Consider the following 25,869-nt stretch of genomic DNA (forward strand, 5'->3'; position numbering starts at 1 on the left):
CGCGGCCCACCGCCCCGCACCGTCGTCCGCGCACCTTCCTTCACCAGGATCCGGAGCCTCCGGCATGACCGTCTGCCTGCTCCTGCTGAGCATCGTCGGCCTGACGGCCGCCATTCCCGTCCCGCGTGCGCTGACCCGGGCCGCCTGGCCGGAACGGGACCCCGTGGTCGCGCTGTGGGTGTGGCAGTGCCTCGTCGCCACCGTCCTGCTGTGCTGCCTCACGGCGCTCGCCCTCGGTACGGCCGCCGTCTTCGGCACCGCACGGGCCCAGTTGTTCGCCCCGGCGCCGCCGTCCGTGACGGAGGCGTACGACCTCTCCGCGGCGCCGGCCTGGTCCGCGCTCCTCACCCTTCTGCTGGCGTGCGGGGCGGCCTGGACGACCGCGATGCTGGGACGCGAGCTGGTCGAGGCGCGCCGGCGGCGCGGCCGCGCCCGGGCCCAGCTCCGCGAACGCGCCCCCGACCTGCCGGCCGGCCTCGGCTCCACCCGCGGCCCGCTGCTGGTGCTGGAGGACGAGTACCCGGACGCCTGGTGGATGCCGGGCAGCCCACCGCAGCTGATCGTGACCACCGGCACCCTGCACCGCCTCACGGACCACCAGCTCGACGCCGTCCTCACCCATGAGCGGGGCCACGCCCGCGCCCACCACGACTGGCTGCTGCACCTCTCCACCGCGCTCGCCACCGGCTTCCCCCGCGTCCCGTTGTTCGCCCACTTCTGCGACCAGACGCACCGCCTGGTCGAACTGGCCGCCGACGACACGGCGTCCCGCCGCTGCGGCCATCTGACGACGGCCCTCGCCCTGATCGAGCTCAACCAGCACCGGGGCGTGCTGTCCTGCGCCTCCACCCACCGGCTGCTGGGCGAACGCGTCGACCGTCTGCTGCAGCCGCCCCCGCGCCTGGGCCGCCGCGACCGCGCGCTGACCACGACCCTGGCGGCCCTGGTCCCGCTGGTCCCCCTGCTGATCACCTTCGCGCCAGGGCTCCTCACCCTGTCCTAGCCGGGGCTCACTCCCAGCCGTCGGGCTCCGGCTCCTCCTGCGCCCAGTCGAAGTCGTCCGCTGCGGGTCGGTCCACGGACCGCGGTGCGGAGTCCGATGCGGAATCCGGAGCGGAAGCCGGAGCGGAAGCCGGAGCGGAAGCCGGAGCGGACTGCGGGGCGGCCTCGGCGGCTCCCGGCGCCGTCAGTCCCGCCAGCACCTCGACCACCCCTTCCCCGTACGTCGCCCGCTTCTTCTCACCGACGCCGCTGATCCCGCCCAGCTCGGCCACCGAGGTGGGCCACACCGTGGCGATCTCGCGGAGCGTGGCGTCGTGGAAGATGACGTACGCCGGGACGCCCTGTTCCTTCGCCTGTTCGGCGCGCCAGGCGCGCAGGGCCTCGAAGGCCGGCACCAGCTCCTGCGGCAGCTCGGCGGCGGGGCTCTTGGCCTTGCGGTCGCCGCGTCCGGAACCGGAGCCCGAGCGCGTGGACGCCGGCTTCTTCGGCTCCTTGCGCAGCGGCACCTCCCGCTCCCGCCGCAGCACCGAGCCGCTGTCCTCGGTCAGCACCAGCGTGCCGTACTCCCCCTCGACGGCGAGCAGGCCCTGGGCCAGCAGCTGGCGGATGACGCCCCGCCACTCGCCCTCGGTCAGCTCCTCGCCGATGCCGAACACGGAGAGCTGGTCGTGGTCGAACTGGATCACCTTGGCGGTGCGCCGGCCCAGCAGGATGTCGACGATCTGCAGCGCGCCGAACTTCTGCCCGCGCTCGCGCTGCAGTCGCACGATCGCCGACAGCACCTTCTGCGCGGCCACGGTGCCGTCCCAGGTCTCGGGCGGCGTCAGACACGTGTCGCAGTTCCCGCAGGCGCCCGCCTCGGGGTCCTGGCCGAAGTAGGCGAGCAGCTGGCCGCGCCGGCACTGGACCGTCTCGCACAGCGCCAGCATCGAGTCCAGATGGGCGGCCGCCCGGCGCCGGAACGCCTCGTCGCCCTCGCCCAGCTGGATCATCTTGCGCTGCTGGATGACGTCGTTGAGGCCGTAGGCCATCCAGGCCGTGGAGGGCAGGCCGTCACGCCCGGCGCGGCCGGTCTCCTGGTAGTAGCCCTCGACGGACTTGGGCAGGTCGAGGTGGGCGACGAACCGTACGTCCGGCTTGTCGATGCCCATGCCGAAGGCGATGGTCGCCACGACGACCAGGCCCTCCTCGCGCAGGAACCGGGACTGGTGGGCCGCGCGCGTCGCCGCGTCGAGGCCCGCGTGGTACGGGACCGCCTCGATGCCGTTGCGTGAGAGGAACTCGGCGGTCGCCTCGACCGACTTCCGGGACAGGCAGTACACGATGCCCGCGTCGCCGGTGTGCTCCTCGCGCAGGAAGCTCAGCAGCTGCTTCTTCGGGTCGGCCTTCGGCACGATCCGGTACTGGATGTTGGGCCGGTCGAAGCTGGCGACGAAGTGCCGGGCGTCCGGCATGCCCAGCCGCTGGGTGATCTCCTGGTGGGTGGCCCGGGTGGCGGTGGCCGTCAGCGCGATCCGGGGCACGTCCGGCCAGCGCTCGCCCAGCAGGGACAGGGAGAGGTAGTCGGGGCGGAAGTCATGGCCCCACTGCGAGACGCAGTGCGCCTCGTCGATGGCGAACACCGAGATCTTGCCGCGGGAGAGCAGGTCCAGCGTCGCGTCGAGCCGCAGGCGCTCGGGGGCGAGGTAGAGCAGGTCGAGCTCCCCGGCCGCGTACTGCGCCTCCATCACCCGGCGCTCGTCGAAGTCCTGCGTGGAGTTGATGAACCCGGCGCGCACGCCGAGCGCCCGCAGCGCGTCCACCTGGTCCTGCATGAGGGCGATCAGCGGGGAGACGACCACACCCGTGCCCGGTCTGACCAGGGAGGGGATCTGGTAGCAGAGGGACTTGCCGCCGCCGGTCGGCATGAGCACGACCGCGTCGCCGCCGGCCACGACATGGTCGATGACGGCTTCCTGCTCACCCCGGAAGGAGTCGTATCCGAAGACGCGGTGGAGCGCCGCCAGCGCCTCGCTGTCGCCTGTCCGGTCCGCCTCGGTCACCGCTGGCATCTCGCTGATCACGCCCGTCGCACCCATCGCCGTGTCCCCCGCCCGTCGTCCCTCGACCACTGCCTCCACGATAGGGGTCCGCACCGACAGCCCCCCGGGTTATCCACAGGCTCACCCCTTGGGAACGGGAACGGCCCGGCTCCCTCGCGGGGAAGCCGGGCCGTGCGCGCAAGGCTCGGTCAGCGCACGAAGACGCCCGCCTGGCTCGCCAGGTCCAGGAAGTACTGGGGCGCCACGCCGAGGACCAGGGTGACCGCCACGCCGACGCCGATCGCCGTCATCGTCAGCGGGGACGGCACCGCGACCGTCGGTCCCTCGGGCCTCGGCTCGCTGAAGAACATCAGCACGATGACCCGGATGTAGAAGAACGCGGCGATCGCGGACGAGATCACACCGACCACGACCAGCGGGGCCGCCCCGCCCTCGGCCGCCGCCTTGAACACGGCGAACTTCCCGGCGAACCCGGAGGTCAGCGGGATACCGGCGAAGGCCAGAAGGAACACCGCGAAGACCGCCGCGACCAGCGGCGAGCGGCGGCCCAGACCGGCCCACTTCGACAGGTGCGTCGCCTCGCCGCCGGCGTCGCGCACCAGCGTCACCACCGCGAACGCGCCGATCGTCACGAACGAGTAGGCGCCCAGGTAGAAGAGGACGGACGACACCCCGTCCGGCGTGGTCGCGATGACACCGGCCAGGATGAACCCGGCGTGCGCGATCGACGAGTACGCCAGCAGCCGCTTGATGTCGGTCTGGGTGATCGCGATGATCGCGCCGCCCAGCATGGTGACGATCGCCACGGCCCACATGACCGGCCGCCAGTCCCAGCGCAGCCCGGGCAGCACGACGTACAGGATGCGCAGCAGCGCGCCGAACGCGGCCACCTTCGTCGCCGCGGCCATGAAGCCGGTGACCGGCGTCGGGGCGCCCTGGTAGACGTCCGGGGTCCACATGTGGAACGGCACCGCGCCCACCTTGAAGAGCAGGCCCATGACGATCAGCGCGGCGCCGACGAGCAGCAGCGCGTCGTTGCCCATGGTGTTCGCGAGGGCCGGGGTGACCTCCGCGACGGTGCCGTCGACGACCCGCGCGATCGTGCCGTACGACACGGAGCCCGCGTAGCCGTAGAGCAGGGCGATGCCGAACAGGGTGAACGCGGACGCGAAGGCTCCCAGCAGGAAGTACTTGACCGCGGCCTCCTGCGACATGAGCCGCTTGCGGCGGGCCAGCGCGCACATCAGGTACAGCGGGAGGGAGAAGACCTCCAGCGCGATGAACAGCGTCAGCAGGTCGTTGGCCGACGGGAAGATCAGCATGCCCGCGACGGCGAACATCAGCAGCGGGAACACCTCGGTGGTGGTGAACCCGGCCTTCACGGCGGCCTTCTCGCTGTCGCTGCCCGGCACGGAAGCGGCCTGGGCGGCGAAGGAGTCGACGCGGTTGCCGTGCGCCGCGGGGTCGAGCCGGCGCTCGGCGAAGGTGAACAGGCCGACGATGGCGGTCAGCAGGATCGTGCCCTGCAGGAACAGTGCGGGTCCGTCGACGGCGATCGCGCCCATCGCGGCGATGCCCGACTTGGTCGTGGCGTACCCGCCGGCGGCCAGCGCGACGACCGCCGCGAAGGACGCGATGAGCGCCACGACGGCGACGAACACCTGCGCGTAGTAACGGGACTTGCGCGGGACGACGGCCTCGATCAGCACCCCGACGATCGCCGCGCCGACGACGATCAGGGTGGGCGAGAGCTGTGCGTACTCGATCTTCGGCGTGTCGATCTTCGAGATCGGGTCGGCCGCGGTTGTCCACAGGCTGTGGACGGCTGATGCGCTCACTTGGCCGCCTCCACCTCGGGCTGGGGGTCCTTCTTCTCAACGTCGGACAAGGTCTGCTTGACCGCCGGGTTCACGATGTCCGTGACGGGCTTCGGGTAGACGCCCAGGAAGACCAGCAGGACGATCAGCGGCGCGACGACCGCGATCTCGCGCACCCTGAGGTCCGGCATCGCGGAGACCTCCGGCTTCACCGGGCCCGTCATCGTCCGCTGGTAGAGGACGAGGGTGTAGAGCGCGGCGAGCACGATGCCGAAGGTGGCGATGATGCCGATCGCCGGGTACCGCGTGAACGTGCCGACCAGGACCAGGAACTCGCTGACGAACGGCGCGAGACCCGGCAGCGACAGTGTCGCGAGGCCACCGATCAGGAAGGTGCCGGCGAGCACCGGGGCGACCTTCTGCACCCCGCCGTAGTCCGCGATGAGCCGCGAGCCGCGCCGGGAGATCAGGAATCCGGCGACCAGCATCAGCGCGGCCGTCGAGATGCCGTGGTTGACCATGTAGAGCGTCGCCCCGGACTGGCCCTGACTGGTCATCGCGAAGATGCCCATGATGATGAAGCCGAAGTGCGAGATCGACGCGTAGGCGATCAGGCGCTTGATGTCCCGCTGGCCGACCGCGAGCAGCGCCCCGTAGACGATGCTGATCAGCGCCAGCACCAGGATGGCGGGCGTGGCCCACTTGCTGGCCTCCGGGAAGAGCTGGAGGCAGAAGCGGAGCATCGCGAAGGTGCCGACCTTGTCGACGACCGCCGTGATGAGGACGGCGACCGGGGCGGTGGCCTCCTGCATCGCGTTGGGCAGCCAGGTGTGCAGCGGCCACAGCGGCGCCTTCACCGCGAAGGCGAAGAAGAAGCCGAGGAACAGCCAGCGTTCGGTGTTCGTCGCCATGTCCAGCGAGCCGTCGGCGCGGGCCTCGGCGATCTCCTGGAGGCTGAAGTTCCCGGCGACGACGTACAGGCCGATCACCGCGGCCAGCATGATCAGTCCGCCGACCAGGTTGTAGAGCAGGAACTTCACCGCGGCGTAGGACCGCTGCGTCGACGCGACCTTCTCGCCGTGCTCGTGGGCACGGTCCCCGAAGCCGCCGATGAGGAAGTACATCGGGATGAGCATGGCTTCGAAGAAGATGTAGAAGAGGAAGACGTCGGTGGCCTCGAAGGAGAGGATCACCATCGCCTCGACGGCCAGGATCAGGGCGAAGAAGCCCTGCGTCGGTCGCCACCTCCGGCTGCCCGTCTCCAGCGGATCGGCGTCGTGCCAGCCCGCGAGGACGATGAACGGGATCAGCAGCGCCGTCAGCGCGACGAGCGCCACCCCGATGCCGTCCACGCCGAGTTCGTAGCGGACCCCGAAGTCGGCGATCCAGGAGTGCGATTCGGTGAGCTGGTAGCGGTCGCCGTCCGGGTCGAACCGGACCAGGACGGCGATCGCGAGGGCGAGTGTGCCGAGGGAGAAGAACAGCGCCAGCCATTTGGCGGCGGTGCGCCGGGCGGCCGGCACGGCGGCCGTGGCGATCGCCCCGATCGCCGGGAGCGCCGCCGTGGCTGTCAGCAGGGGAAAGGACATCGGTATCAGACCGCCCTCATCAGCAGGGTCGCGGCGACGAGGATCGCCGCACCGCCGAACATCGAGACCGCGTACGACCGCGCGAAGCCGTTCTGGAGCCTGCGCATCCGTCCGGACAGGCCGCCGACCGAGGCCGCCGTGCCGTTGACGACACCGTCGACCAGGGTGTGGTCGACGTAGACCAGGGAGCGTGTGAGGTGCTCGCCGCCGCGGACCAGGACGACATGGTTGAAGTCGTCCTGGTACAGGTCGCGCCGGGCCGCCCGGGTGAGCAGCGACCCGCGCGGGGCGGCCACCGGGACCGGGCGCCTGCCGTACTGGGCCCAGGCGAGGGCGACGCCGACGACCATGCACGCCACGGTCGCGCCGGTGACGGTGCCCGCGCTGATCGGCGGATGGCCGTGCGCGTGCCCGGTGATGGGCTCGAGCCAGTGCACGAAGCGGTCGCCGATGCTGAAGAACGCACCGCCCGCGACCGACCCGACCGCCAGGACGATCATGGGGATCGTCATGACCTTGGGCGACTCGTGCGGGTGCGGCTCCGCGTGCTCGCCGTGCGTCTCGGCGGCGGGCTCCGCGCCGGGCTCGGCCGGGGAGGCGGTCCTGGTGTGCCGCCAGCGCTCCTCGCCGAAGAACGTCATCAGCATCACACGCGTCATGTAGTACGCGGTGAGGGCCGCGCCGAGCAGGGCGCAGGCGCCGAGGATCCAGCCCTCGGTGCCGCCCTTGGCGAACGCCGCCTCGATGATCTTGTCCTTGGAGAAGAAGCCGGACAGACCCGGGAAGCCGATGATGGCGAGGTAGCCCAGGCCGAACGTCACGAAGGTGACCGGCATGTACTTGCGCAGACCGCCGTACTTGCGCATGTCGACCTCGTCGTTCATGCCGTGCATGACGGATCCGGCGCCGAGGAACAGCCCGGCCTTGAAGAAGCCGTGCGTCACCAGGTGCATGATCGCGAAGACGTAGCCGATGGGGCCGAGGCCCGCGGCGAGGATCATGTAGCCGATCTGCGACATGGTCGAGCCGGCCAGCGCCTTCTTGATGTCGTCCTTCGCACAACCGACGATCGCACCGAAGAGGAGCGTGACGGCGCCGACGATGGTGACGACCAGCTGCGCGTCGGGCGCCGCGTCGAAGATGGCGCCCGAGCGGACGATCAGGTAGACGCCCGCGGTCACCATCGTCGCGGCGTGGATGAGGGCCGAGACCGGGGTCGGGCCCTCCATCGCGTCCCCGAGCCAGGACTGCAGCGGCACCTGGGCGGACTTGCCGCACGCGGCGAGCAGCAGCATCAGGCCGATCGCGGTGAGCTTGCCCTCGCTCGCGTCCCCGGCGAGACCCGGCTCCCCCTCGCCGCCGAGCAGCGGCCCGAAGGCGAAGGTGCCGAACCAGAGGAACATCAGCATGATCGCGATGGACAGGCCCATGTCACCGACGCGGTTGACCAGGAAGGCCTTCTTCGCGGCGGTGGCGGCGCTGGGCTTGTGCTGCCAGAAGCCGATCAGCAGGTACGAGGCGAGACCGACGCCCTCCCAGCCGACGTACAGCAGCAGGTAGTTGTCGGCGAGGACGAGCAGCAGCATCGCCGCGAGGAACAGGTTCAGATAGCCGAAGAAGCGGCGCCGGCGTTCGTCGTGCTCCATGTACCCGATCGAGTACACGTGGATCAGCGAGCCGACGCCGGTGATCAGCAGCACGAAGGTCATCGACAGCTGGTCAAGACGGAAGGCGATGTCCGCCTGGAAGCCCTCCACCTGGATCCAGGTGAACAGATGACTCGTCAGGGTCCGCTCCTCGGCGCCCCTGCCGAGCAGATCGGCGAAGAGGACCACACCGAAGGCGAAGGAGACGAACGACAGGAGCGTGCCGATCCAGTGGCCGACGGCGTCCAGCCGCCGGCCACCGCACAGCAGGACGGCCGCTCCGAGCAAGGGCGCCGCGATCAGCAGCGCGATCAGGTTCTCCACGATTCTTCGGACCCCTCAGAGCTTCATCAGGCTGGCGTCGTCGACCGAGGCCGAGTGGCGGGAACGGAACAGCGACACGATGATCGCGAGTCCGACGACGACCTCCGCGGCGGCCACGACCATCGTGAAGAAGGCGATGATCTGGCCGTCCAGATTGCCGTGCATCCGGGAGAACGCCACGAGCGTGAGGTTGCAGGCGTTCAGCATGAGCTCGATGCACATGAAGACGACGATCGCGTTGCGCCTGATCAGCACACCGGTGGCGCCGATCGTGAACAGCAGGGCGGCGAGGTAGACGTAGTTGACCGGGTTCACTTGGACGCCTCCTCCGGCCGCTTGAAGGTGGCCGGCTCGATCGCGGTCCGCTCCAGGCGCTCCTCCGCGCGCTGCTCCAGCGCCCGCAGATCGTTGAGCGCCTCGGTGGACACGTCACGGATCTGTCCGCGCTCGCGCAGCGTCTTGCTGACGGTGAGGTCGGACGGGGTCCCGTCCGGCAGCAGACCGGCGATGTCCACGGCGTTGTGCCGGGCGTAGACGCCGGGGGCCGGGAGCGGCGGGACGTGCCGGCCGGCGCGCACGCGCTCCTCCGCCATCTCCCGCTGGGTCTTGGCGCGTTCGGTGCGCTCGCGGTGCGTCAGCACCATGGCGCCGACCGCGGCCGTGATCAGCAGGGCGCCGGTGATCTCGAACGCGAAGACGTACTTGGTGAAGATGAGGGCGGCCAGGCCCTCCACGTTGCCGTTCGCGTTGGCCTGCCCGAGGCCGTCGAACTGCTGCAGCGAGGCGTTCCCGATGCCGGCGAACAGCAGGATGCCGAAGCCGAGGCCACACAGAAGGGCCAGCCAGCGCTGGCCCTTGATGGTCTCCTTCAGGGAGTCCGCGGCCGTCACGCCGACCAGCATCACCACGAAGAGGAACAGCATCATGATCGCGCCGGTGTAGACGACGATCTGCACGACGCCCAGGAAGTAGGCGCCGTTGGCCAGGTAGAACACCGCGAGGATGATCATCGTGCCGGCGAGGCAGAGCGCGCTGTGCACGGCCCTCTTGAGGAAGACGGTGCACAGGGCGCCGAGCACGGCCACGGTGCCGAGGATCCAGAACTGCACGGCCTCGCCGGTGGAGGTGGAGTAGGCGGCGGCGATCTGGGCGCTCATCGGCCGACCACCTTCCCCGACGCCGGCTCGTCCTCGCCGAAGGTCGAGGCGCCCTCCTGCGGGACCTCGCCCTTGGAGACCGCGACCTGCCGGGTCGTGCCCGGCGCGGCCTCCGTCACCAGCCCCCGGTAGTAGTCCTGTTCGTCGGTGCCGGGGTAGATGGCGTGGGGTGTGTCGACCATGCCCTCCTCCAGACCGGCGAGCAGCTGCTCCTTGGTGTAGATGAGGTTGGCGCGGCTGGAGTCGGCCAGCTCGAACTCGTTGGTCATCGTGAGCGCGCGTGTGGGGCACGCCTCGATGCACAGGCCGCACAGGATGCAGCGGGCGTAGTTGATCTGGTAGACGCGGCCGTACCGCTCGCCCGGCGAGTAGCGCTCCTCGTCGGTGTTGTCGGCGCCCTCCACGTAGATGGCGTCGGCGGGGCAGGCCCAGGCGCACAGCTCGCAGCCGACGCACTTCTCCAGGCCGTCCGGATGGCGGTTGAGCTGGTGCCGTCCGTGGAAACGCGGAGCGGTGGTCTTCTGCTGCTCCGGGTACTGCTCGGTCAGCCGCTTCTTGAACATGGCCTTGAAGGTCACGCCGAAGCCGGCCACGGGGTTCTGGAAGCCGTGCTTCGTCTGCCCGGTCTCCTTTGGCTCCTCAGCCATCGGACGCCTCCTTTCCATCCAGAGATCCGTCACTGTGAGTATCGGACCCGCCACTGACAATCAGCTCCCGCTCCCGGCGCGGAGCGCGCCGCGGGACCGGTGGCAACTCCTGTCCGGGCAGCGGCGGCACGGGGAATCCGCCGGCCATCGGGTCGAACGCGGCGGGTTCCTCGGCGGGCCGCTCGCCGCCCTTCGCGCGTTCGCGGAAGAGGTCCGCGACGAAGGAGAGCAGCAGCAGCGCGATGACGCCGCCGCCGACGTACAGGGCGATGTCGGCGAAGTCGTAGTTCTCGTTGCGCAGCGTCCGCACGGTCGCGACCAGCATCAGCCAGACGACGGAGACCGGGATGAGGACCTTCCAGCCGAGCTTCATCAGCTGGTCGTAGCGCACTCGCGGGAGCGTGCCGCGCAGCCAGATGAAGAAGAACAGCAGCAGCTGCACCTTGATGACGAACCAGAGCATCGGCCACCAGCCGTGGTTCGCGCCCTCCCAGAAAGAACTGATCGGGTACGGCGCGCGCCAGCCGCCCAGGAAGAGCGTCACGGACACCGCGGAGACCGTCACCATGTTCACGTACTCGGCGAGCATGAACATCGCGAACTTGATCGACGAGTACTCGGTGTTGAAGCCGCCGACCAGGTCGCCCTCGGACTCCGGCATGTCGAAGGGGGCGCGGTTGGTCTCGCCGACCATCGTCACGATGTAGATGAGGAAGGACACCGGCAGCAGCACGATGTACCAGCGGTCCTGCTGCGCCTCGACGATCGCCGAGGTGGACATCGACCCGGAGTAGAGGAACACCGAGGCGAACGCGGCGCCCATCGCGATCTCGTAGGAGATCATCTGGGCGCACGAGCGCAGACCGCCGAGCAGCGGGTACGTCGATCCCGAGCTCCAGCCCGCGAGCACGATGCCGTAGATGCCGACGGAGGCGACCGCGAGGATGTAGAGCATCGCGATCGGCAGGTCGGTGAGCTGCATGGTGGTGCGCTGGCCGAAGATCGAGATCTCGTTGCCGGCCGGGCCGAAGGGGATCACCGCGATCGCCATGAAGGCCGGGATGGCCGCGACGATCGGCGCGAGGACGTACACCACCTTGTCGGCGCGCTTGACGATGACGTCTTCCTTCAGCATCAGCTTGATGCCGTCGGCGAGCGACTGGAGCATGCCCCAGGGGCCGTGCCGGTTGGGGCCGATGCGCAGCTGCATCCACGCGACGACCTTGCGCTCCCAGACGATCGAGAACAGCACGGTCACCATCAGGAAGGCGAAGCAGAACACCGCCTTGACGACGACCAGCCACCAGGGGTCGCGGCCGAACATCGAGAGGTCCTCAGCGGCGAGGTAGTACGCGCTCATGCCTCCACCTCCTCGGGGGTCTCGGACGCGAGGGTCGCCGGGCCGATGCGGACGAGTGAGCCGGGCAGCGCCCCGGTGTCGGAGGCGACGCCCGCGCCCACGGAGTTCAGCGGCAGCCACACCACCCGGTCGGGCATCGCCGTGATCCGCAACGGCAGTTCGACGATTCCGGCGGGGCCGGTGACGGCGAGGACGTCGCCGTCCTTCACGCCCGCCTCGGCGGCCGTGGCGGCCGACACGCGCGCGTGGGCGGCGTGCCGGGTGCCGGCGAGCGCCTCGTCGCCCTGCTGGAGCAGACCCTGGTCGAGCAGCAGCCGGTGCCCGGCGAGGACGGCCTCGCCGGCGGCCGGGCGCGGCAGCTGGGCGGCGATCTCCAGCGGCTGGGTGGCCCGCGGGCCGTCCCAGGCGCCGAGCCGGTCGATCTCCGCGCGCGTGGTGCGCAGATCGGGCAGCCCCAGGTGCACGTCCATGGCGTCGGCCAGCATCTGCAGGACGCGTCCGTCGGTCGGGGCGATCCGGCGGGTCATCTGGTCGGGCTTCAGCGCGGCCTCGAAGAAGCGCACCCTGCCCTCCCAGTTGAGGAAGGTGCCGGCCTTCTCGGCGACGGCGGCCACCGGGAGCACCACGTCGGCGAGCGCGGTCACCTCGCTGGGCCGCAGCTCCAGCGACACCACGAAACCGGCCTCGGCGAGCGCCTCACGCGCGCGTGCCGGGTCTGGCAGGTCGGCGACCTCGACGCCCGCGACGAGCAGGGCCTGGAGTTCGCCGCGGGCGGCGGCCTCCACGATCTGACCGGTGTCGCGGCCGTAGCGGGAGGGGAGTTCGGCCACGCCCCACAGGGCGGCGACCTCCTCCCGCGCGCGCGGGTCGGTCGCGGGACGCCCGCCGGGCAGCAGCGACGGCAGCGCGCCCACCTCGACGGCGGCCCGCTCACCGGCCCGGCGCGGGATCCACACCAGGGCGGCGCCGGTCGCGTTCGCGGCGCGTACGGCGGCCGTGAGCCCGCCCTCGACGGCGGCCAGCCGCTCGCCGACGACGATCACGGCGCCCTCGGTGCGCAGCGCCCCGGCGGCCTCGGCGCCGGGGCCCTCCAGGCCCGTGCCGGCGGCCAGCGCGTCCAGCCACTTGGTCTCGGTGCCGGGAGCGGCCGGCAGCAGCGTGCCGCCCGCCTTCTCCAGGCCCCGGGTCGCGTGCGTGGCCAGCGAGAAGACCTTCTGGCCGTGCTTGCGCCACGCCTTGCGCAGCCTCAGGAAGACGCCGGGCGCCTCCTCCTCGGCCTCGAACCCGGCCAGCAGGACGGCGGGCGCCTGCTCGAGCGAGGTGTAGGTGACGCCGCTGCCGTCGAGGTCACGGCCGTGGCCGGCGATCTGCGCGGCCAGGAAGTCGGCCTCCTCGCCGCTGTGCACGCGCGCGCGGAAGTCGATGTCGTTGGTGTCGAGGGCCACGCGCGCGAACTTGCTGTACGCGTAGGCGTCCTCGACGGTGAGCCGGCCGCCGGTCAGCACACCGGTCCGGCCGCGCGAGGCGAGCAGGCCCTGCGCGGCGATCTGGAGCGCCTCGGGCCAGGACGCCGGTTCCAGGTCGCCCTCGGCGTTGCGGACCAGCGGGGTGTCCAGCCGGTCGCGCTGCTGGGCGTAGCGGAAGCCGAAGCGCCCCTTGTCGCAGATCCACTCCTCGTTGACCTCGGGGTCGTTCGCCGCGAGGCGCCGCATGACCTTGCCGCGCCGGTGGTCGGTGCGGGTGGCGCAGCCGCCCGAGCAGTGCTCGCACATCGACGGCGAGGAGATCAGGTCGAACGGCCGGGAGCGGAACCGGTACGCCGCCGAGGTGAGCGCGCCGACCGGGCAGATCTGGATGGTGTTGCCGGAGAAGTACGACTCGAAGGGGTCGCCCTCGCCGGTGCCGACCTGCTGCAGGGCGCCGCGTTCGACCAGCTCGATCATCGGGTCGCCCGCGACCTGGTTGGAGAACCGGGTGCAACGGGCGCACAGCACGCACCGCTCGCGGTCGAGCAGCACCTGCGTGGAGATCGGGACGGGCTTCTCGTACGTGCGCTTGCGGCCCTCGAAGCGGGACTCGGCGGCGCCGTGCGACATGGCCTGGTTCTGCAGCGGGCACTCGCCGCCCTTGTCGCAGACCGGGCAGTCCAGCGGGTGGTTGATGAGCAGGAGCTCCATCACACCCTTCTGGGCCTTCTCCGCGACCGGCGAGGTGAGGTGCGTCTTGACGACCATGCCGTCGGTGCACGTGATCGTGCAGGACGCCATCGGCTTGCGCTGGCCCTCGACCTCGACGATGCACTGGCGGCAGGCGCCGGCCGGGTCGAGGAGCGGGTGGTCGCAGAAGCGCGGGATCTCGATGCCGAGCTGCTCGGCGGCCCGGATGACCAGGGTTCCCTTGGGCACGCTGATCTCGGCGCCGTCGATCGTCAGCGTCACGAGGTCCTCCGGCGGGACCGCCGCCTCTCCCCCTCCGGAGGAGCGCTGGCCCGCGGCGGAGCCGCTGTCGGATTGCTGTACGGTCATGCGTTCACCTCCGTGCGGTGGTCGGCCCAGGCCGTCGACCTGGCCGGGTCGAAGGGGCAGCCACGGCCCGTGATGTGCTCCTCGTACTCCTCGCGGAAGTACTTCAGCGAGGAGAAGATCGGCGAGGCGGCGCCGTCGCCGAGGGCGCAGAAGGACTTGCCGTTGATGTTGTCGGCGATGTCGTTCAGCTTGTCGAGGTCGCTCATCACGCCCTTGCCGGCCTCGATGTCGCGCAGCAACTGCACCAGCCAGTACGTGCCTTCGCGGCAGGGCGTGCACTTGCCGCAGGACTCGTGGGCGTAGAACTCGGTCCAGCGGGTGACGGCCCGGACCACGCAGGTCGTCTCGTCGAAGCACTGGAGCGCCTTGGTGCCGAGCATGGAGCCGGCGGCGCCGACGCCCTCGTAGTCGAGGGGGACGTCGAGGTGCTCGTCGGTGAACATCGGCGTGGACGAGCCGCCGGGCGTCCAGAACTTCAGCCGGTGACCGGGGCGCATGCCGCCGCTCATGTCGAGCAGCTGGCGCAGGGTGATGCCGAGCGGGGCCTCGTACTGGCCTGGGCTGGCGACATGGCCGCTGAGCGAGTACAGCGTGAAGCCGGGGGACTTCTCGCTGCCCATCGACCGGAACCACTCCTTGCCCCGGTTCAGGATGGCGGGAACCGACGCGATCGACTCGACGTTGTTCACCACAGTGGGGCAGGCGTAGAGACCTGCCACGGCCGGGAAGGGGGGACGCAGTCGCGGTTGACCACGGCGGCCTTCGAGCGAGTCGAGCAGCGCGGTCTCCTCACCGCAGATGTACGCCCCCGCCCCGGCGTGCACGGTGAGTTCGAGGTCGAGTCCGCTGCCCATGATGTTCTTGCCGAGGTAGCCCGCCGCGTAGGCCTCGCGCACGGCCTCGTGCAACCGCCGCAGGACGGGGACGACTTCACCCCGGAGATAGATGAAGGCGTGCGACGACCGGATGGCGTAGCACGCGATCACGATGCCCTCGATGAGGCTGTGCGGGTTCGCGAAGAGGAGCGGGATGTCCTTGCAGGTCCCCGGCTCCGACTCGTCGGCGTTGACAACGAGATAGTGCGGCTTGCCGTCCCCCTGCGGGATGAACTGCCACTTCATCCCGGTGGGGAATCCCGCGCCGCCGCGCCCGCGCAGACCGGACTCCTTGACGTACGCGATCAGGTCGTCCGGCGCCATGGCGAGCGCCTTGCGGAGCCCCTCGTACCCGTCGTGCCTGCGGTAGACGTCGAGCGTCCAGGACCGGTCCTCGTCCCAGAAGGCCGACAGCACGGGTGCCAGCAGCTTCTCGGGACTGTTCTCCTTCAGCTCCGGTGCCAATGTCATCACTCCCCCTCCTCGGCGACAGGCCCCGCCGGGTGGGCCGGGTCGGACGCGGACGAATCCTGCGGCGCGTCGTGCGAGCTGAGGTGTTCAGCCGGCGACGGTTGGTGCGCGGTCCTGTCCTGCTGCTCGTCGTGCGGTCCGCCGTCGCGCGGGTGGACCACGCGCGCGGGTGCGGTCTCCCCCTTGGCCAGGCGCAGGCCCACCAGCGAGGCCGGTCCGGCGCTGCCGCCCTCCTCGACGGCCCCGGGACGCTCGTCGGGGAAGCCGGCCAGGATCCGCGCGGTCTCCTTGAACGTGCACAGACGGGCCCCGCGCGTGGGCGCCACGTCACGGCCGGCGCGCAGGTCGTCGACGAGCCGCTTGGCGCTGTCGGGGGTCTGGTTGTCGAAGAACTCCCAGTTGACCATCACGACCGGGGCGTAGTCGCAGGCCGCGTTGCACTCGATGTGCTCCAGGGTGACCTTGCCGTCGCCGGTGGTCTCGCCGTTGCCGACGCCCAGGTGCTCCTGGAGCTCCTCGAAGATCGCGTCGCCGCCCATGACCGCGCAGAGCGTGTTGGTGCACACGCCCACCTGGTAGTCGCCGGAGGGCTTGCGGCGGTACATGGTGTAGAAGGTCGCGACCGCGGTGACCTCGGCGGTGGTCAGGCCGAGCACGTCCGCGCAGAACTGCATCCCGGTGCGCGTGACATGGCCCTCCTCCGCCTGCACGAGGTGCAGCAGCGGCAGCAGGGCGGACCGTGAGTCCGGGTAGCGGGCGACGACCTCGCGGGCGTCGGCCTCCAGCCGGGCGCGGACGTCGTCCGGGTAGGCCGGCGCGGGCAGTTGGGGCATGCCCAGGCTGACGCCCCGCTCGGAAGATGAGGTGGTCACCGGTCGACGCCTCCCATCACGGGGTCGATGGACGCGACGGCGACGATGACGTCGGCGACCTGGCCGCCCTCGCACATCGCCGCCATGGCCTGCAGATTGGTGAAGGACGGGTCGCGGAAGTGGACCCTGAAGGGGCGGGTGCCTCCGTCGGAGACGGCGTGCACCCCGAGCTCGCCCTTGGGCGACTCGACGGCCGCGTAGGCCTGTCCCGGCGGGACGCGGAAACCCTCGGTGACCAGCTTGAAGTGGTGGATCAGGGCCTCCATGGAGGTGCCCATGATCTTCTTGATGTGGTCGAGGGAGTTGCCGAGCCCGTCGGGTCCCAGGGCGAGCTGGGCGGGCCAGGCGATCTTCTTGTCGGAGACCATGACCGGGCCCGGCTCGAGGCGGTCCAGGCACTGCTCGACGATCCCGAGCGACTGGCGCATCTCCTCCAGGCGGATCAGGAAGCGCCCGTAGGAGTCGCAGGTGTCGGCGGTGGGGACCTCGAAGTCGTAGGTCTCGTAGTCGCAGTACGGCTGGGTCTTGCGCAGGTCGTGCGGCAGGCCGGTCGAGCGCAGGATCGGGCCGGTGGCGCCGAGGGCCATGCAGCCGGCCAGGTCGAGATAGCCGACGTCCTGCATACGGGCCTTGAAGATGGGGTTCCCGGTGGCGAGCTTGTCGTACTCCGGGAGGTTCTTCTTCATCTTCTTCACGAACTCGCGGATGTGGTCCACCGCGCCGGGCGGCAGGTCCTGCGCGAGTCCGCCGGGGCGGATGTACGCGTGGTTCATCCGCAGGCCCGTGATGAGCTCGTAGATGTCGAGAATCATTTCACGATCACGGAATCCGTAGATCATGATCGTGGTGGCGCCGAGCTCCATACCGCCGGTGGCGATGCACACCAGGTGGGAGGAGAGCCGGTTCAGCTCCATCAGGAGCACCCGGATGATCTTGGCGCGCTCGGTGATCTGGTCCTCGATGCCGAGGAGCTTCTCGACGGCGAGACAGTAGGCGGTCTCGTTGAAGAAGGACGTCAGGTAGTCCATGCGCGTCACGAACGTGGTGCCCTGCGTCCAGGTCCGGTACTCGAGGTTCTTCTCGATGCCGGTGTGGAGGTAGCCGATGCCGCAGCGGGCCTCGGTGACCGTCTCGCCCTCGATCTCCAGGATCAGGCGCAGCACTCCGTGGGTGGACGGGTGCTGGGGGCCCATGTTGACGACGATGCGCTCGTCGTCGGCCTTGGCCGCGCTCTGGACGACCTCGTCCCAGTCGCCACCGGTGACCGTATATACAGTGCCCTCGGTGGTTTCGCGGGCGGATGCTGACTGAGTGCTCACGAGTACGACCTCCGCTGGTCCGGAGCCGGGATCTGGGCGCCCTTGTACTCGACGGCGATGCCGCCGAGGGGATAGTCCTTGCGCTGCGGGTGGCCCTGCCAGTCGTCCGGCATCATGATCCGCGTCAGGGCGGGGTGACCGTCGAAGACGATGCCGAAGAAGTCGTACGTCTCGCGCTCGTGCCAGTCGTTCGTCGGGTACACGGGGACGAGCGACGGGATGTGCGGGTCGCTGTCGGGGACGCTGACCTCCAGGCGGATCAGCCGGTTGTGGGTGATCGAGCGCAGGTGGTAGACGGCGTGCAGTTCCCGGCCCTTGTCGTGCGGGTAGTGGACGCCGCTGACGCCGGTGCACAGCTCGAACCGCAGGGCCGGGTCGTCGCGCAGGGTGCGGGCGACGCGGACCAGGTGCTCGCGTTCGATGTGGAAGGTGATCTCGTCGCGGTCGACGACCGTCTTCTCGATGGCGTTGTCGGGCAGCAGGCCCTGTTCCTCCAGGGCGCCCTCGAGTTCGTCGGCGACCTCGTCGAACCAGCCTCCGTAGGGGCGGCTCGCCGGTCCCGGGAGGCGGACCGAGCGGACCAGGCCGCCGTAACCGGAGGTGTCCCCGCCGTTGTCGGCGCCGAACATGCCGCGCTGGACACGGATCTCCTCGCCGCCCTGGCCCCGCTGGCCGGGGAGGTTGGAGGCGGACAGGTCCTTCTCGGGGTTCACCCCGTTCGACCCGTTCGCCCCGTTGGTGCCGTTGGCGTCGCTCACCGCAGCAGCCCCTTCATCTCGATCGTGGGCAGGGCCTTGAGCGCCGCTTCCTCCGCCTCACGGGCCGCTTCCTCGGCGTTGACCCCGAGCTTGGAGCCCTGGATCTTCTGGTGCAGCTTGAGGATGGCGTCCATGAGCATCTCGGGCCGTGGCGGGCAGCCCGGCAGATAGATGTCGACCGGGACGATGTGGTCGACGCCCTGCACGATCGCGTAGTTGTTGAACATGCCGCCCGAGGAGGCGCAGACCCCCATGGAGATCACCCACTTGGGGTTCGGCATCTGGTCGTAGACCTGCCGGAGCACCGGCGCCATCTTCTGGCTGACCCGGCCGGCGACGATCATCAGGTCGGCCTGGCGCGGCGATCCGCGGAAGACCTCCATGCCGAAGCGCGCCAGGTCGTATCGGCCGGCGCCGGTCGTCATCATCTCGATGGCGCAGCACGCGAGGCCGAAGGTGGCCGGGAAGACGGACGCCTTGCGCACCCAGCCCGCGGCCTGTTCGACGGTGGTCAGCAGGAATCCGCTCGGCAGCTTTTCTTCGAGTCCCATGTCTAAAGGCCCCTCAGTCCCATTCCAGGCCGCCGCGCCGCCATACGTACGCGTACGCGACGAAGACGGTGAGCACGAAGAGCAGCATCTCCACGAGCCCGAAGATCCCCAGGGAGTCGAAGGTGACGGCCCAGGGGTAGAGGAAGACGATCTCGATATCGAAGATGATGAAGAGCATCGCCGTCAGGTAGTACTTGATGGGGAAGCGCCCGCCGCCGGCCGGCGTGGGGGTCGGCTCGATCCCGCACTCATAAGCCTCGAGCTTGGCCCGGTTGTACCGCTTCGGACCGATCAGCGTGGCCATGACCACGGAGAAGATCGCAAAGCCTGCCCCGAGGGCTCCCAGTACGAGGATGGGCGCATACGCGTTCACCGCTCCTCGCTCCTCTCAGTCGGCACTGACTGCTGGCGGTTGTGCAGCGGGCCCGTTCGCCTCACCAACCCCACGAACCACGCCCGCCCCGGCGAAGATCGAGAACATGTGAAGCAGGTCACAAGCCCAACTGCCTCGCATCTTATGCCTGCCGGTCTGTGATCTGCGACACGGGGTATTGCACAAGCTTTGTGATCTCCACCACCTGACGAACGATCATGAACACGGATGAGCGGTGATCTTCGCACGTGAAGCGTCCGAGTGATCACCAGAGGTGACATTTTCGCTCGTCAGCCCAGCTCAGAGGGGGCGTCTCCATATCAAGAGGCTTCCGGTGCATGCAAATTGGAGTTGGACCGGAAGACTTGATAGAGGACCGCGTTCACACATCAGAGGGAGCGGCGGGGACCGATGTGGACGCGTGCGCGCGTTCACGAACTCCGGGAGGCGCGATCCGGGCACCGGACGCACACGAAGGCGTGACCGTTGCGTGACCTCCGCCACACCCGTCAGGGCTCCGTGAGAACCGGGCTTGGCCACCGGTCCCAACCAGTGGTAAGCGCGGGGCAATTCGGACTTAATGATGAAAGCCCGTGATCACGGGCGGAATGAAGACCGTCCGCAATGTCCGTTACGGCGTCAATAAAGGGCGCTCCGCCGGGAATTTGGGCCGTCCGTTGAACAACTGTGGCGCAGCCCACGTTTCTTGAAGGTATGGAGGAGCCCCTGATACCGGTTGTACCCATGTCCCACACCGCTCACATACGCAGCCACCGGAAGCCCCGCCGCACCGCGTCGACCACGATCGCGATGCGAGCCGGAGTTGCCGGTGGCGTCCTCAGCATGGCAGCGGCTGGTGCTGCGGCCACGGCGAACGCCGCCGAGCCCGTCACGCAGACCATCGAACTGCCCACCCTGTCGGGTGACCTGGCGGACCAGCTCGCCCAGTCCGCCGACGCCACGCAGCTGGCGGCGGCGAACTACGAGCTCGAGGCCGAGCGTGACGCGGCCGCCGCCGCAGCGGCCGAGGAGGCCAAGAAGGACCTCGCACAGGCCAAGAAGAAGGCCGAGGCGAAGAAGAAGGCCGAGGAGGCCCGTAAGGCCGCCGCAGAGGCCGCCGCGTCCCGCAGCACCGAGCGGGCCACCCTGTCCGCCTCCGCGAGCGTCTCCGCCCCGGCGAGCGGCAGCGTCGCGACGGTCATCTCGTTCCTCAAGGCCCAGGTCGGCGACGCGTACGTCATGGGTGCCACCGGCCCCAACGCGTGGGACTGCTCCAGCCTGGTGCAGGCCGCCTTCAAGCAGGTCGGCGTCGACCTGCCGCGGGTCTCCCAGGACCAGTCGATGGCCGGCACCGACATCCCGCTGTCGCAGGTGCAGGTCGGCGACATCCTCTACTGGGGTGGCAAGGGCTCCGCCTACCATGTGGGCGTCTACATCGGTAACGGCCAGTACCTGGACGCGGCCAACCCCTCCAAGGGCGTCGTCATCCAGGACCTGTCGGGTTACCCGGCGTCGGGCGCGGTCCGCGTGCTCTGAGCCGTACAGATCGACGTAAGGGCCGCAGCCGCTCGGGGGCAGCGGCCCTTACGCGTGCCCGGAGTTCCCTCCGGGCCGGGCCCGTCAGGCCTTCGGGGCCACCTTGCTCAGGCCGTTGATGATGCGGTCCATCGCGTCGCCGCCGGTCGGGTCGGTGAGGTTCGCGAGGAGCTTCAGCGTGAACTTCATCAGCATGGGGTGGGTCAGACCGCGCTGCGTGGCGATCTTCATGACCTTCGGGTTGCCGATGAGCTTCACGAAGGCGCGGCCCAGCGTGTAGTAGCCGCCGTAGGTGTCCTTCAGGACGCGCGGGTAGCGCTGCAGGGCCATCTCCCGGCCCGCGGGGGTCGAGCGGGCGTGCGCCTGGACGATGACCTCGGCGGCGATCTGCCCGGACTCCATGGCGTAGGCGATGCCCTCGCCGTTGAAGGGGTTCACCAGTCCGCCGGCGTCGCCGACGAGCAGCAGGCCCTTGGTGTAGTGCGGCTGGCGGTTGAAGGCCATGGGCAGGGCGGCGCCGCGGATCGGGCCCGTCATGTTCTCCGGGGTGTAGCCCCAGTCCTCCGGCATGGACGCGCACCAGGCCTTCAGGACCTCGCGCCAGTCGAGCTCCTTGAAGGAGTCCGAGGTGTTGAGCACGCCGAGTCCGACGTTGGACGTGCCGTCGCCCATGCCGAAGATCCAGCCGTAGCCGGGCAGCAGCCGGTCCTCGGGGCCCCGGCGGTCCCACAGTTCCAGCCAGGACTCCAGGTAGTCGTCGTCGTGGCGGGGGCTCTCGAAGTACGTCCGCACGGCGACGCCCATCGGGCGGTCCTCGCGCCGGTGCAGGCCCATCGCCAGGGACAGCCGCGTGGAGTTGCCGTCGGCGGCGACCACCAGGGGCGCGCGGAAGGTGACCTCGCGCTTCTCCTCGCCGAGCTTGGCGTGCACGCCGATGATCCGGCCGGTGCGGTCGTCCAGGATCGGGGCGCCGACGTTGCAGCGCTCGTAGAGCCGGGCGCCCGCCTTCTGGGCCTGCCGGGCGAGCTGCTCGTCGAAGTCGTCGCGCTTGCGGACGAGTCCGTAGTCGGGGAAGGAGGCGAGATCCGGCCAGTCCAGCTGGAGGCGTACACCGCCGCCGATGATCCGCAGGCCCTTGTTGCGCAGCCAGCCGGCCTCCTCGGAGATGTCGATCCCCATGGCGACGAGCTGCTTGGTGGCGCGCGGGGTCAGTCCGTCGCCGCAGACCTTCTCCCGCGGGAACTCGGTCTTCTCCAGGAGCAGTACGTCGAGTCCGGCCCTGGCGAGGTGGTACGCGGTGGTGGAGCCGGCTGGGCCCGCTCCGACGACGATGACATCGGCGGTGTTTTCGGAGAGGGGCTCGGTCACGGCGGGAACTCCCCAAGGTTCGGAATCTGCGTGCCGACGGGCACTGGACATGGGCAGTCTATGCAGCAGAATTGATCACCCGGCTGAAGGGCTGCCCTGTGAACCGAGCTCTGCCCGTAGTACGGCTGCGTGTGCCCACCGACGAGGACGCGGTGGCCTGGCACCGGGCCTTCGCCCACCCCGACGTCATGGAGTTCCACGGCGGCCGGGCCGCCGAACTCTCCGCCTACGAGGAGCTCACCGCCCGCCAGCGCCGGCACGACGCCGAGCGTGGTTTCTGCCTGTGGACGATGCTCGACGAGGACGACCGCGTCATCGGCTTCACGGGCGCCCAGCCCTGGGAGCGGGAGTGGGGCCCGACCGGGGAGATCGAGATCGGCTGGCGGCTGGCCCGCGAGCACTGGGGCAAGGGGTATGTGACGGCGGCCGCGCGGCAGACGCTGGAGCGGGTACGGGCGGCCGGGGTGCCGGGCGTCGTCGCGATGGTGGACGCGCGCAACGAGCGGTCGATAGCGGTGACACGGCGGCTGGGGATGGAGCTGGCCGAGGTGTTCAGCACACCGGACGAGCGCCGGGGGCACTGCTACCGGCTGGAACTCGCCCCTTCTTCGGACACGCAGAGTAACTGACTGTCACAGAAAGATACTTGAAGCTTCCGGACGGCACCCCCGGGCGGTTACCCTGCAGATACCGCTGGGGGTGACATCTGTGCACACAACACCCACGACACCCGAGGTGCGGGTCCCGCGACTCGTCGGGCTGATGGCCATGGACGCGCGCGAGGCGGCCAAGTCCCGCGGCCTGTCCCTCATCGCACCCGACCGGCCGGACTTCTCCCTGGTCGTCGTCGACTACGTCGTCCGTCAGTACCCCCAGCCGGGCACCCCGGTGCCCCGGGACTCGACGGTCGCCATCTGGTTCGACTTCGGCGAGGGCGAGGGCGGCGGAGGTGTGCGCGAGCCCCGCATACCGCGCCCGCCGTCGGGCGGCAGGCCCCGCGCGCTCGACGAGCCCGGCGACCCCTACCCGTTGGTCAGCTCTGCTTGAACCCGCGGTGCAGGGTGACGACCCCGCCCGTCAGATTCCGCCAGGCCACCTTCGACCAGCCCGCCTCGCGCAGCCGCTCGGCGAGGGCCGGCTGGTCGGGCCAGGCGCGGATGGACTCGGCGAGGTAGACGTACGCGTCCGGGTTGGAGGACACCGCGCGGGCGACCGGCGGCAGCGCGCGCATCAGGTACTCGGTGTAGACGGTGCGGAAGGGCGCCCAGGTCGGGTGCGAGAACTCGCAGATCACGACGCGTCCGCCGGGCCGGGTCACCCGGTACATCTCGCGCAGCGCGGTGTCGAAGTCCTGGACGTTGCGCAGCCCGAAGGAGATCGTCACGGCGTCGAACGTGTCGTCCCGGAACGGCAGTCGGGTCGCGTCGCCCGCCGTGTACGGCAGCCAGGTGTTGTTCCGCTTGCCGACCCGGAGCATGCCCTGGGAGAAGTCGCAGGGCACGACGTAGGCGCCGGTGCGGGCGAAGGGCAGGGACGAGGTGCCGGTGCCGGCCGCCAGGTCCAGGACCTTCTGCGCGGGGCGCGCGTCGACCGCCTTCGCGACCTCCTTGCGCCAGCGCCGGTCCTGCCCGAGGGAGAGCACGTCGTTGGTCAGGTCGTACCGTTCCGCGACGCCGTCGAACATCGAGGCGACTTCATGCGGCTGCTTGTCCAGGGATGCGCGCGTCACGGGCCCATTCTTGCAGCCGCTCCCTGGACCACCTGCGGCGGCTTCCCGGTCGGCGGCGCGGTCAGCGCCGGCGGTGCACCAGGCGGCCGGCCACGACGGTGGCCACGCAGGTGGACGCGCCCTCCCGGACGAGGGCCGCGCGGTCGGGCACGTCGAACACCGCGAACCGGGCGGGCTGCCCGGCGGCGAGGCCCGGCAGCAGGACGAGCGGCACCGGGGAGAGCGCCGGGGGGCCGGGTAGCGAGGCCGGGCGTCCGGCCAGGGCGAGCCCGGCCCTGCGGACCGCGTCCAGGGCCTCACGGCCGCGCAGTTCACCGGCGACCGCGACGGTGCCGTGCGCCAGCAGGCGCTGTACGCCTCGCCGGGCGCTGGCTCCCCGCGCGGACGGTCCCGCGCCGAGGAGGTCCCGTGCGCGCTCGCCGAAGATCGGCGCGGTGCCGAGCCGGTCCGCCTCGCGCGGGTCGGGGTGGTAGGCCTGCTCGAGCAGTTCCGGGCCGTACGGGTTGAGCAGGCCGGGTGTCAGGATGCCGGGCCACCTCCGCAGCCGGGCGTCCGGGTGGGCGGCGGCCAGTTCGTCGTACGGGCCGACGGCGGCGAGGTGCGCGCCGTCGACCAGGACGGCGCTCTCGGGCGTGGCGTCGGCGACGTGAAGGGTCAGCACGGGGATGTCAGTTGGAGGCGAGGATCTTCAGCTCGGGGTGGGCCGTGCCGCCCTCGATGGCCGTCGAGGAGATGTGGGACATGACGCGGCTGTCGACGGGGTCGTTCGCCGGGTCGTCGTGCACGACGAGGTGCTCGTACGTCGTCGAGCGCTGAGCCGGGACCCGCCCCGCGGAGCGGATCATGTCGATCATCTCCTGGAGGTTGGAGCGGTGCCTGGCACCGGCCGCCGAGACGACGTTCTCCTCCAGCATGACCGAGCCGAGGTCGTCGGCGCCGTAGTGCAGCGTCAGCTGGCCCGCGTCCTGGCCGGTGGTGAGCCAGGAGCCCTGGATGTGGGCGATGTTGTCCATGAAGAGCCGGGAGATCGCGATCATCCGCAGGTACTCGAAGATCGTGGCCTGCGTCCGGCCCTTCAGGTGGTTGTTCATCGGCTGGTACAGGTACGGGATGAACGCGCGGAAGCCGCCCGTGCGGTCCTGTACGTCACGGATCATCCGCAGGTGCTCGATCCGCTCGGCGTTGGTCTCGCCGGTGCCCATCAGCATGGTGGAGGTGGACTCCACGCCCAGGTTGTGGGCGGTCTCCATGATCTCCAGCCAGCGCTCGCCGGACTCCTTCAGCGGCGCGATGGCCTTGCGGGGCCGCTCCGGCAGCAGTTCGGCGCCCGCGCCCGCGAAGGAGTCGAGGCCGGCGGCGTGGATGCGCTGGATGGCCTCCTCGACGCCGACCTTGGAGATCCGGGCCATGTGCTCGACCTCGCTCGCCCCCAGGCTGTGGATGACGAGCTGCGGGAACTCCTTCTTGATGGCCGCGAAGTGCTTCTCGTAGTACTCGACGCCGTAGTCCGGGTGGTGGCCGCCCTGGAACATGATCTGGGTGCCGCCGAGTTCGACGGTCTCCGCGCAGCGCCGCAGGATGTCGTCGAGGTCGCGGGTCCAGCCCTTGGCCGTGTCCTTCGGCGGGGCGTAGAAGGCGCAGAACTTGCACGCCGTGACGCAGACGTTCGTGTAGTTGATGTTCCGCTCGATGATGTACGTCGCGATGTGCTCGGTGCCCGCGTAGCGGCGGCGGCGTACGGCGTCGGCGGCGGAGCCGAGCGCGTGGAGCGGGGCGTCGCGGTAGAGGTCGAGCGCCTCTTCCGGGGTGATCCGCCCGCCCGCTGCGGCACGGTCGAGCACGGACTGAAGGTCGGCCTTCTCGGTCACCGGGGGCGTCCCTTTCGTCAAGGTCGGGCGGACCGAACCA

Annotated in this window: 23 protein-coding genes; 4 read left to right on the plus strand and 19 right to left on the minus strand. The window is 70.2% G+C overall.

Annotated elements, in window-relative coordinates; all coding sequences use genetic code 11:
- The first annotated feature begins 64 nt into the window (after positions 1–64).
- On the plus strand, positions 65–1,003 hold the full coding sequence (locus KBY32_RS10305) for a M56 family metallopeptidase (RefSeq protein ID WP_210979683.1): 939 nt from the start codon (positions 65–67) through the stop codon (positions 1,001–1,003).
- Positions 1,004–1,010: 7 nt separating this feature from the next.
- Here KBY32_RS10305 and recQ read toward each other — a convergent pair whose 3' ends face one another.
- From recQ to KBY32_RS10380, 15 genes are all read right to left on the minus strand, one after another.
- The gene (recQ, locus tag KBY32_RS10310; protein ID WP_210979684.1) at positions 1,011–3,080 is read right to left on the minus strand and encodes a DNA helicase RecQ; all 2,070 of its coding nucleotides are present in this window, start codon (positions 3,078–3,080) and stop codon (positions 1,011–1,013) included.
- A gap of 152 nt (positions 3,081–3,232) precedes the next feature.
- A complete protein-coding gene (gene nuoN, locus KBY32_RS10315) occupies positions 3,233–4,882 on the minus strand; it encodes an NADH-quinone oxidoreductase subunit NuoN (RefSeq protein ID WP_210979685.1) in 1,650 nt (549 codons plus the stop codon).
- Positions 4,879–6,450 carry an NADH-quinone oxidoreductase subunit M gene (locus KBY32_RS10320; protein ID WP_210979686.1) on the minus strand — a complete coding sequence of 524 codons (1,572 nt, stop codon included), beginning with the start codon at positions 6,448–6,450 and terminating at the stop codon, positions 4,879–4,881. The genes nuoN and KBY32_RS10320 overlap by 4 nt, the downstream gene beginning before the upstream one ends.
- A 5-nt stretch (positions 6,451–6,455) precedes the next feature.
- Positions 6,456–8,420, minus strand: a complete 1,965-nt coding sequence (gene nuoL / locus KBY32_RS10325) for an NADH-quinone oxidoreductase subunit L (protein WP_210979687.1) — start codon at positions 8,418–8,420, stop codon at positions 6,456–6,458.
- A 15-nt stretch (positions 8,421–8,435) separates the two neighbouring features.
- Positions 8,436–8,735, minus strand: a complete 300-nt coding sequence (nuoK, locus tag KBY32_RS10330; protein WP_055622609.1) for an NADH-quinone oxidoreductase subunit NuoK — start codon at positions 8,733–8,735, stop codon at positions 8,436–8,438.
- Positions 8,732–9,577: an NADH-quinone oxidoreductase subunit J gene (locus KBY32_RS10335; protein ID WP_055622610.1), complete on the minus strand. Its 846-nt coding sequence runs from the start codon at positions 9,575–9,577 to the stop codon at positions 8,732–8,734. The genes nuoK and KBY32_RS10335 overlap by 4 nt, the downstream gene beginning before the upstream one ends.
- Positions 9,574–10,224: an NADH-quinone oxidoreductase subunit NuoI gene (gene nuoI / locus KBY32_RS10340; protein ID WP_055622611.1), complete on the minus strand. Its 651-nt coding sequence runs from the start codon at positions 10,222–10,224 to the stop codon at positions 9,574–9,576. Before nuoI ends, KBY32_RS10335 begins: the two co-directional genes overlap by 4 nt.
- Positions 10,217–11,584 (minus strand): NADH-quinone oxidoreductase subunit NuoH, encoded by a 1,368-nt coding sequence (gene nuoH, locus KBY32_RS10345; RefSeq protein ID WP_055622612.1) that lies wholly within the window; start codon positions 11,582–11,584, stop codon positions 10,217–10,219. The genes nuoI and nuoH overlap by 8 nt, the downstream gene beginning before the upstream one ends.
- Positions 11,581–14,109, minus strand: a complete 2,529-nt coding sequence (locus tag KBY32_RS10350) for an NADH-quinone oxidoreductase subunit G (RefSeq protein WP_210979688.1) — start codon at positions 14,107–14,109, stop codon at positions 11,581–11,583. Before KBY32_RS10350 ends, nuoH begins: the two co-directional genes overlap by 4 nt.
- Positions 14,106–15,455, minus strand: a complete 1,350-nt coding sequence (nuoF, locus tag KBY32_RS10355; protein WP_055622614.1) for an NADH-quinone oxidoreductase subunit NuoF — start codon at positions 15,453–15,455, stop codon at positions 14,106–14,108. Before nuoF ends, KBY32_RS10350 begins: the two co-directional genes overlap by 4 nt.
- Positions 15,455–16,327: an NADH-quinone oxidoreductase subunit NuoE gene (gene nuoE / locus KBY32_RS10360; RefSeq protein WP_055622615.1), complete on the minus strand. Its 873-nt coding sequence runs from the start codon at positions 16,325–16,327 to the stop codon at positions 15,455–15,457. Before nuoE ends, nuoF begins: the two co-directional genes overlap by 1 nt.
- Complete coding sequence (locus KBY32_RS10365) at positions 16,324–17,646, minus strand: NADH-quinone oxidoreductase subunit D (protein WP_055622616.1); 1,323 nt, start codon at positions 17,644–17,646, stop codon at positions 16,324–16,326. Before KBY32_RS10365 ends, nuoE begins: the two co-directional genes overlap by 4 nt.
- Positions 17,643–18,404, minus strand: coding sequence for an NADH-quinone oxidoreductase subunit C (locus KBY32_RS10370; protein WP_115507764.1), 762 nt, complete (start codon positions 18,402–18,404; stop codon positions 17,643–17,645). Before KBY32_RS10370 ends, KBY32_RS10365 begins: the two co-directional genes overlap by 4 nt.
- Positions 18,401–18,955, minus strand: a complete 555-nt coding sequence (locus KBY32_RS10375) for an NADH-quinone oxidoreductase subunit B family protein (protein ID WP_030494814.1) — start codon at positions 18,953–18,955, stop codon at positions 18,401–18,403. The genes KBY32_RS10370 and KBY32_RS10375 overlap by 4 nt, the downstream gene beginning before the upstream one ends.
- Before the next feature lie 13 nt (positions 18,956–18,968).
- Positions 18,969–19,328 (minus strand): NADH-quinone oxidoreductase subunit A, encoded by a 360-nt coding sequence (locus KBY32_RS10380; protein ID WP_030950624.1) that lies wholly within the window; start codon positions 19,326–19,328, stop codon positions 18,969–18,971.
- Positions 19,329–20,042: 714 nt separating this feature from the next.
- Between KBY32_RS10380 and KBY32_RS10385 the strand changes: the two genes are divergently transcribed.
- A complete protein-coding gene (locus KBY32_RS10385) occupies positions 20,043–20,864 on the plus strand; it encodes a C40 family peptidase (RefSeq protein WP_055622618.1) in 822 nt (273 codons plus the stop codon).
- 84 nt (positions 20,865–20,948) lie between these two features.
- Here KBY32_RS10385 and KBY32_RS10390 read toward each other — a convergent pair whose 3' ends face one another.
- Positions 20,949–22,283 (minus strand): geranylgeranyl reductase family protein, encoded by a 1,335-nt coding sequence (locus KBY32_RS10390; protein WP_055622619.1) that lies wholly within the window; start codon positions 22,281–22,283, stop codon positions 20,949–20,951.
- A 47-nt stretch (positions 22,284–22,330) separates the two neighbouring features.
- Here KBY32_RS10390 and KBY32_RS10395 point away from each other — a divergent pair, with 47 nt between their 5' ends.
- A complete protein-coding gene (locus KBY32_RS10395) occupies positions 22,331–22,861 on the plus strand; it encodes a GNAT family N-acetyltransferase (protein WP_055622620.1) in 531 nt (176 codons plus the stop codon).
- Positions 22,862–22,940: 79 nt separating this feature from the next.
- Positions 22,941–23,279, plus strand: coding sequence for a PASTA domain-containing protein (locus KBY32_RS10400; RefSeq protein WP_258873176.1), 339 nt, complete (start codon positions 22,941–22,943; stop codon positions 23,277–23,279).
- On the opposite strand, the gene KBY32_RS10405 is transcribed toward KBY32_RS10400, so the two are convergent.
- The 3 genes from KBY32_RS10405 to mqnC all read right to left on the minus strand — a co-directional run bounded on the left by KBY32_RS10405 (position 23,266) and on the right by mqnC (position 25,829).
- Positions 23,266–23,961, minus strand: coding sequence for a demethylmenaquinone methyltransferase (locus KBY32_RS10405; RefSeq protein WP_055622622.1), 696 nt, complete (start codon positions 23,959–23,961; stop codon positions 23,266–23,268). The two genes, KBY32_RS10400 and KBY32_RS10405, sit on opposite strands and share 14 nt — an antisense overlap.
- Positions 23,962–24,022: 61 nt before the next feature.
- The gene (locus KBY32_RS10410) at positions 24,023–24,622 is read right to left on the minus strand and encodes a hypothetical protein (protein WP_210979689.1); all 600 of its coding nucleotides are present in this window, start codon (positions 24,620–24,622) and stop codon (positions 24,023–24,025) included.
- A gap of 7 nt (positions 24,623–24,629) precedes the next feature.
- Positions 24,630–25,829 carry a cyclic dehypoxanthinyl futalosine synthase gene (gene mqnC / locus KBY32_RS10415; protein ID WP_108708172.1) on the minus strand — a complete coding sequence of 400 codons (1,200 nt, stop codon included), beginning with the start codon at positions 25,827–25,829 and terminating at the stop codon, positions 24,630–24,632.
- Between the last annotated feature and the right edge of the window lie 40 nt (positions 25,830–25,869).

This window comes from Streptomyces sp. RK62, assembly GCF_018070255.1.
Taxonomy (GTDB): Bacteria; Actinomycetota; Actinomycetes; order Streptomycetales; family Streptomycetaceae; genus Streptomyces; species Streptomyces nigra.

Bases quoted from the DNA above. Each gene is read 5' to 3' on its own strand.
- KBY32_RS10305 (WP_210979683.1), top strand. From the start codon at position 65: ATGACCGTCTGCCTGCTCCTGCTGAGCATCGTCGGCCTGACGGCCGCC.
- recQ (WP_210979684.1), bottom strand. From the start codon at position 3,080: ATGGGTGCGACGGGCGTGATCAGCGAGATGCCAGCGGTGACCGAGGCG.
- KBY32_RS10320 (WP_210979686.1), bottom strand. From the start codon at position 6,450: ATGTCCTTTCCCCTGCTGACAGCCACGGCGGCGCTCCCGGCGATCGGG.
- KBY32_RS10335 (WP_055622610.1), bottom strand. From the start codon at position 9,577: ATGAGCGCCCAGATCGCCGCCGCCTACTCCACCTCCACCGGCGAGGCC.
- nuoI (WP_055622611.1), bottom strand. From the start codon at position 10,224: ATGGCTGAGGAGCCAAAGGAGACCGGGCAGACGAAGCACGGCTTCCAG.
- nuoH (WP_055622612.1), bottom strand. From the start codon at position 11,584: ATGAGCGCGTACTACCTCGCCGCTGAGGACCTCTCGATGTTCGGCCGC.
- KBY32_RS10350 (WP_210979688.1), bottom strand. From the start codon at position 14,109: ATGACCGTACAGCAATCCGACAGCGGCTCCGCCGCGGGCCAGCGCTCC.
- nuoF (WP_055622614.1), bottom strand. From the start codon at position 15,455: ATGACATTGGCACCGGAGCTGAAGGAGAACAGTCCCGAGAAGCTGCTG.
- KBY32_RS10375 (WP_030494814.1), bottom strand. From the start codon at position 18,955: ATGGGACTCGAAGAAAAGCTGCCGAGCGGATTCCTGCTGACCACCGTC.
- KBY32_RS10385 (WP_055622618.1), top strand. From the start codon at position 20,043: ATGGAGGAGCCCCTGATACCGGTTGTACCCATGTCCCACACCGCTCAC.
- KBY32_RS10390 (WP_055622619.1), bottom strand. From the start codon at position 22,283: ATGTCCAGTGCCCGTCGGCACGCAGATTCCGAACCTTGGGGAGTTCCC.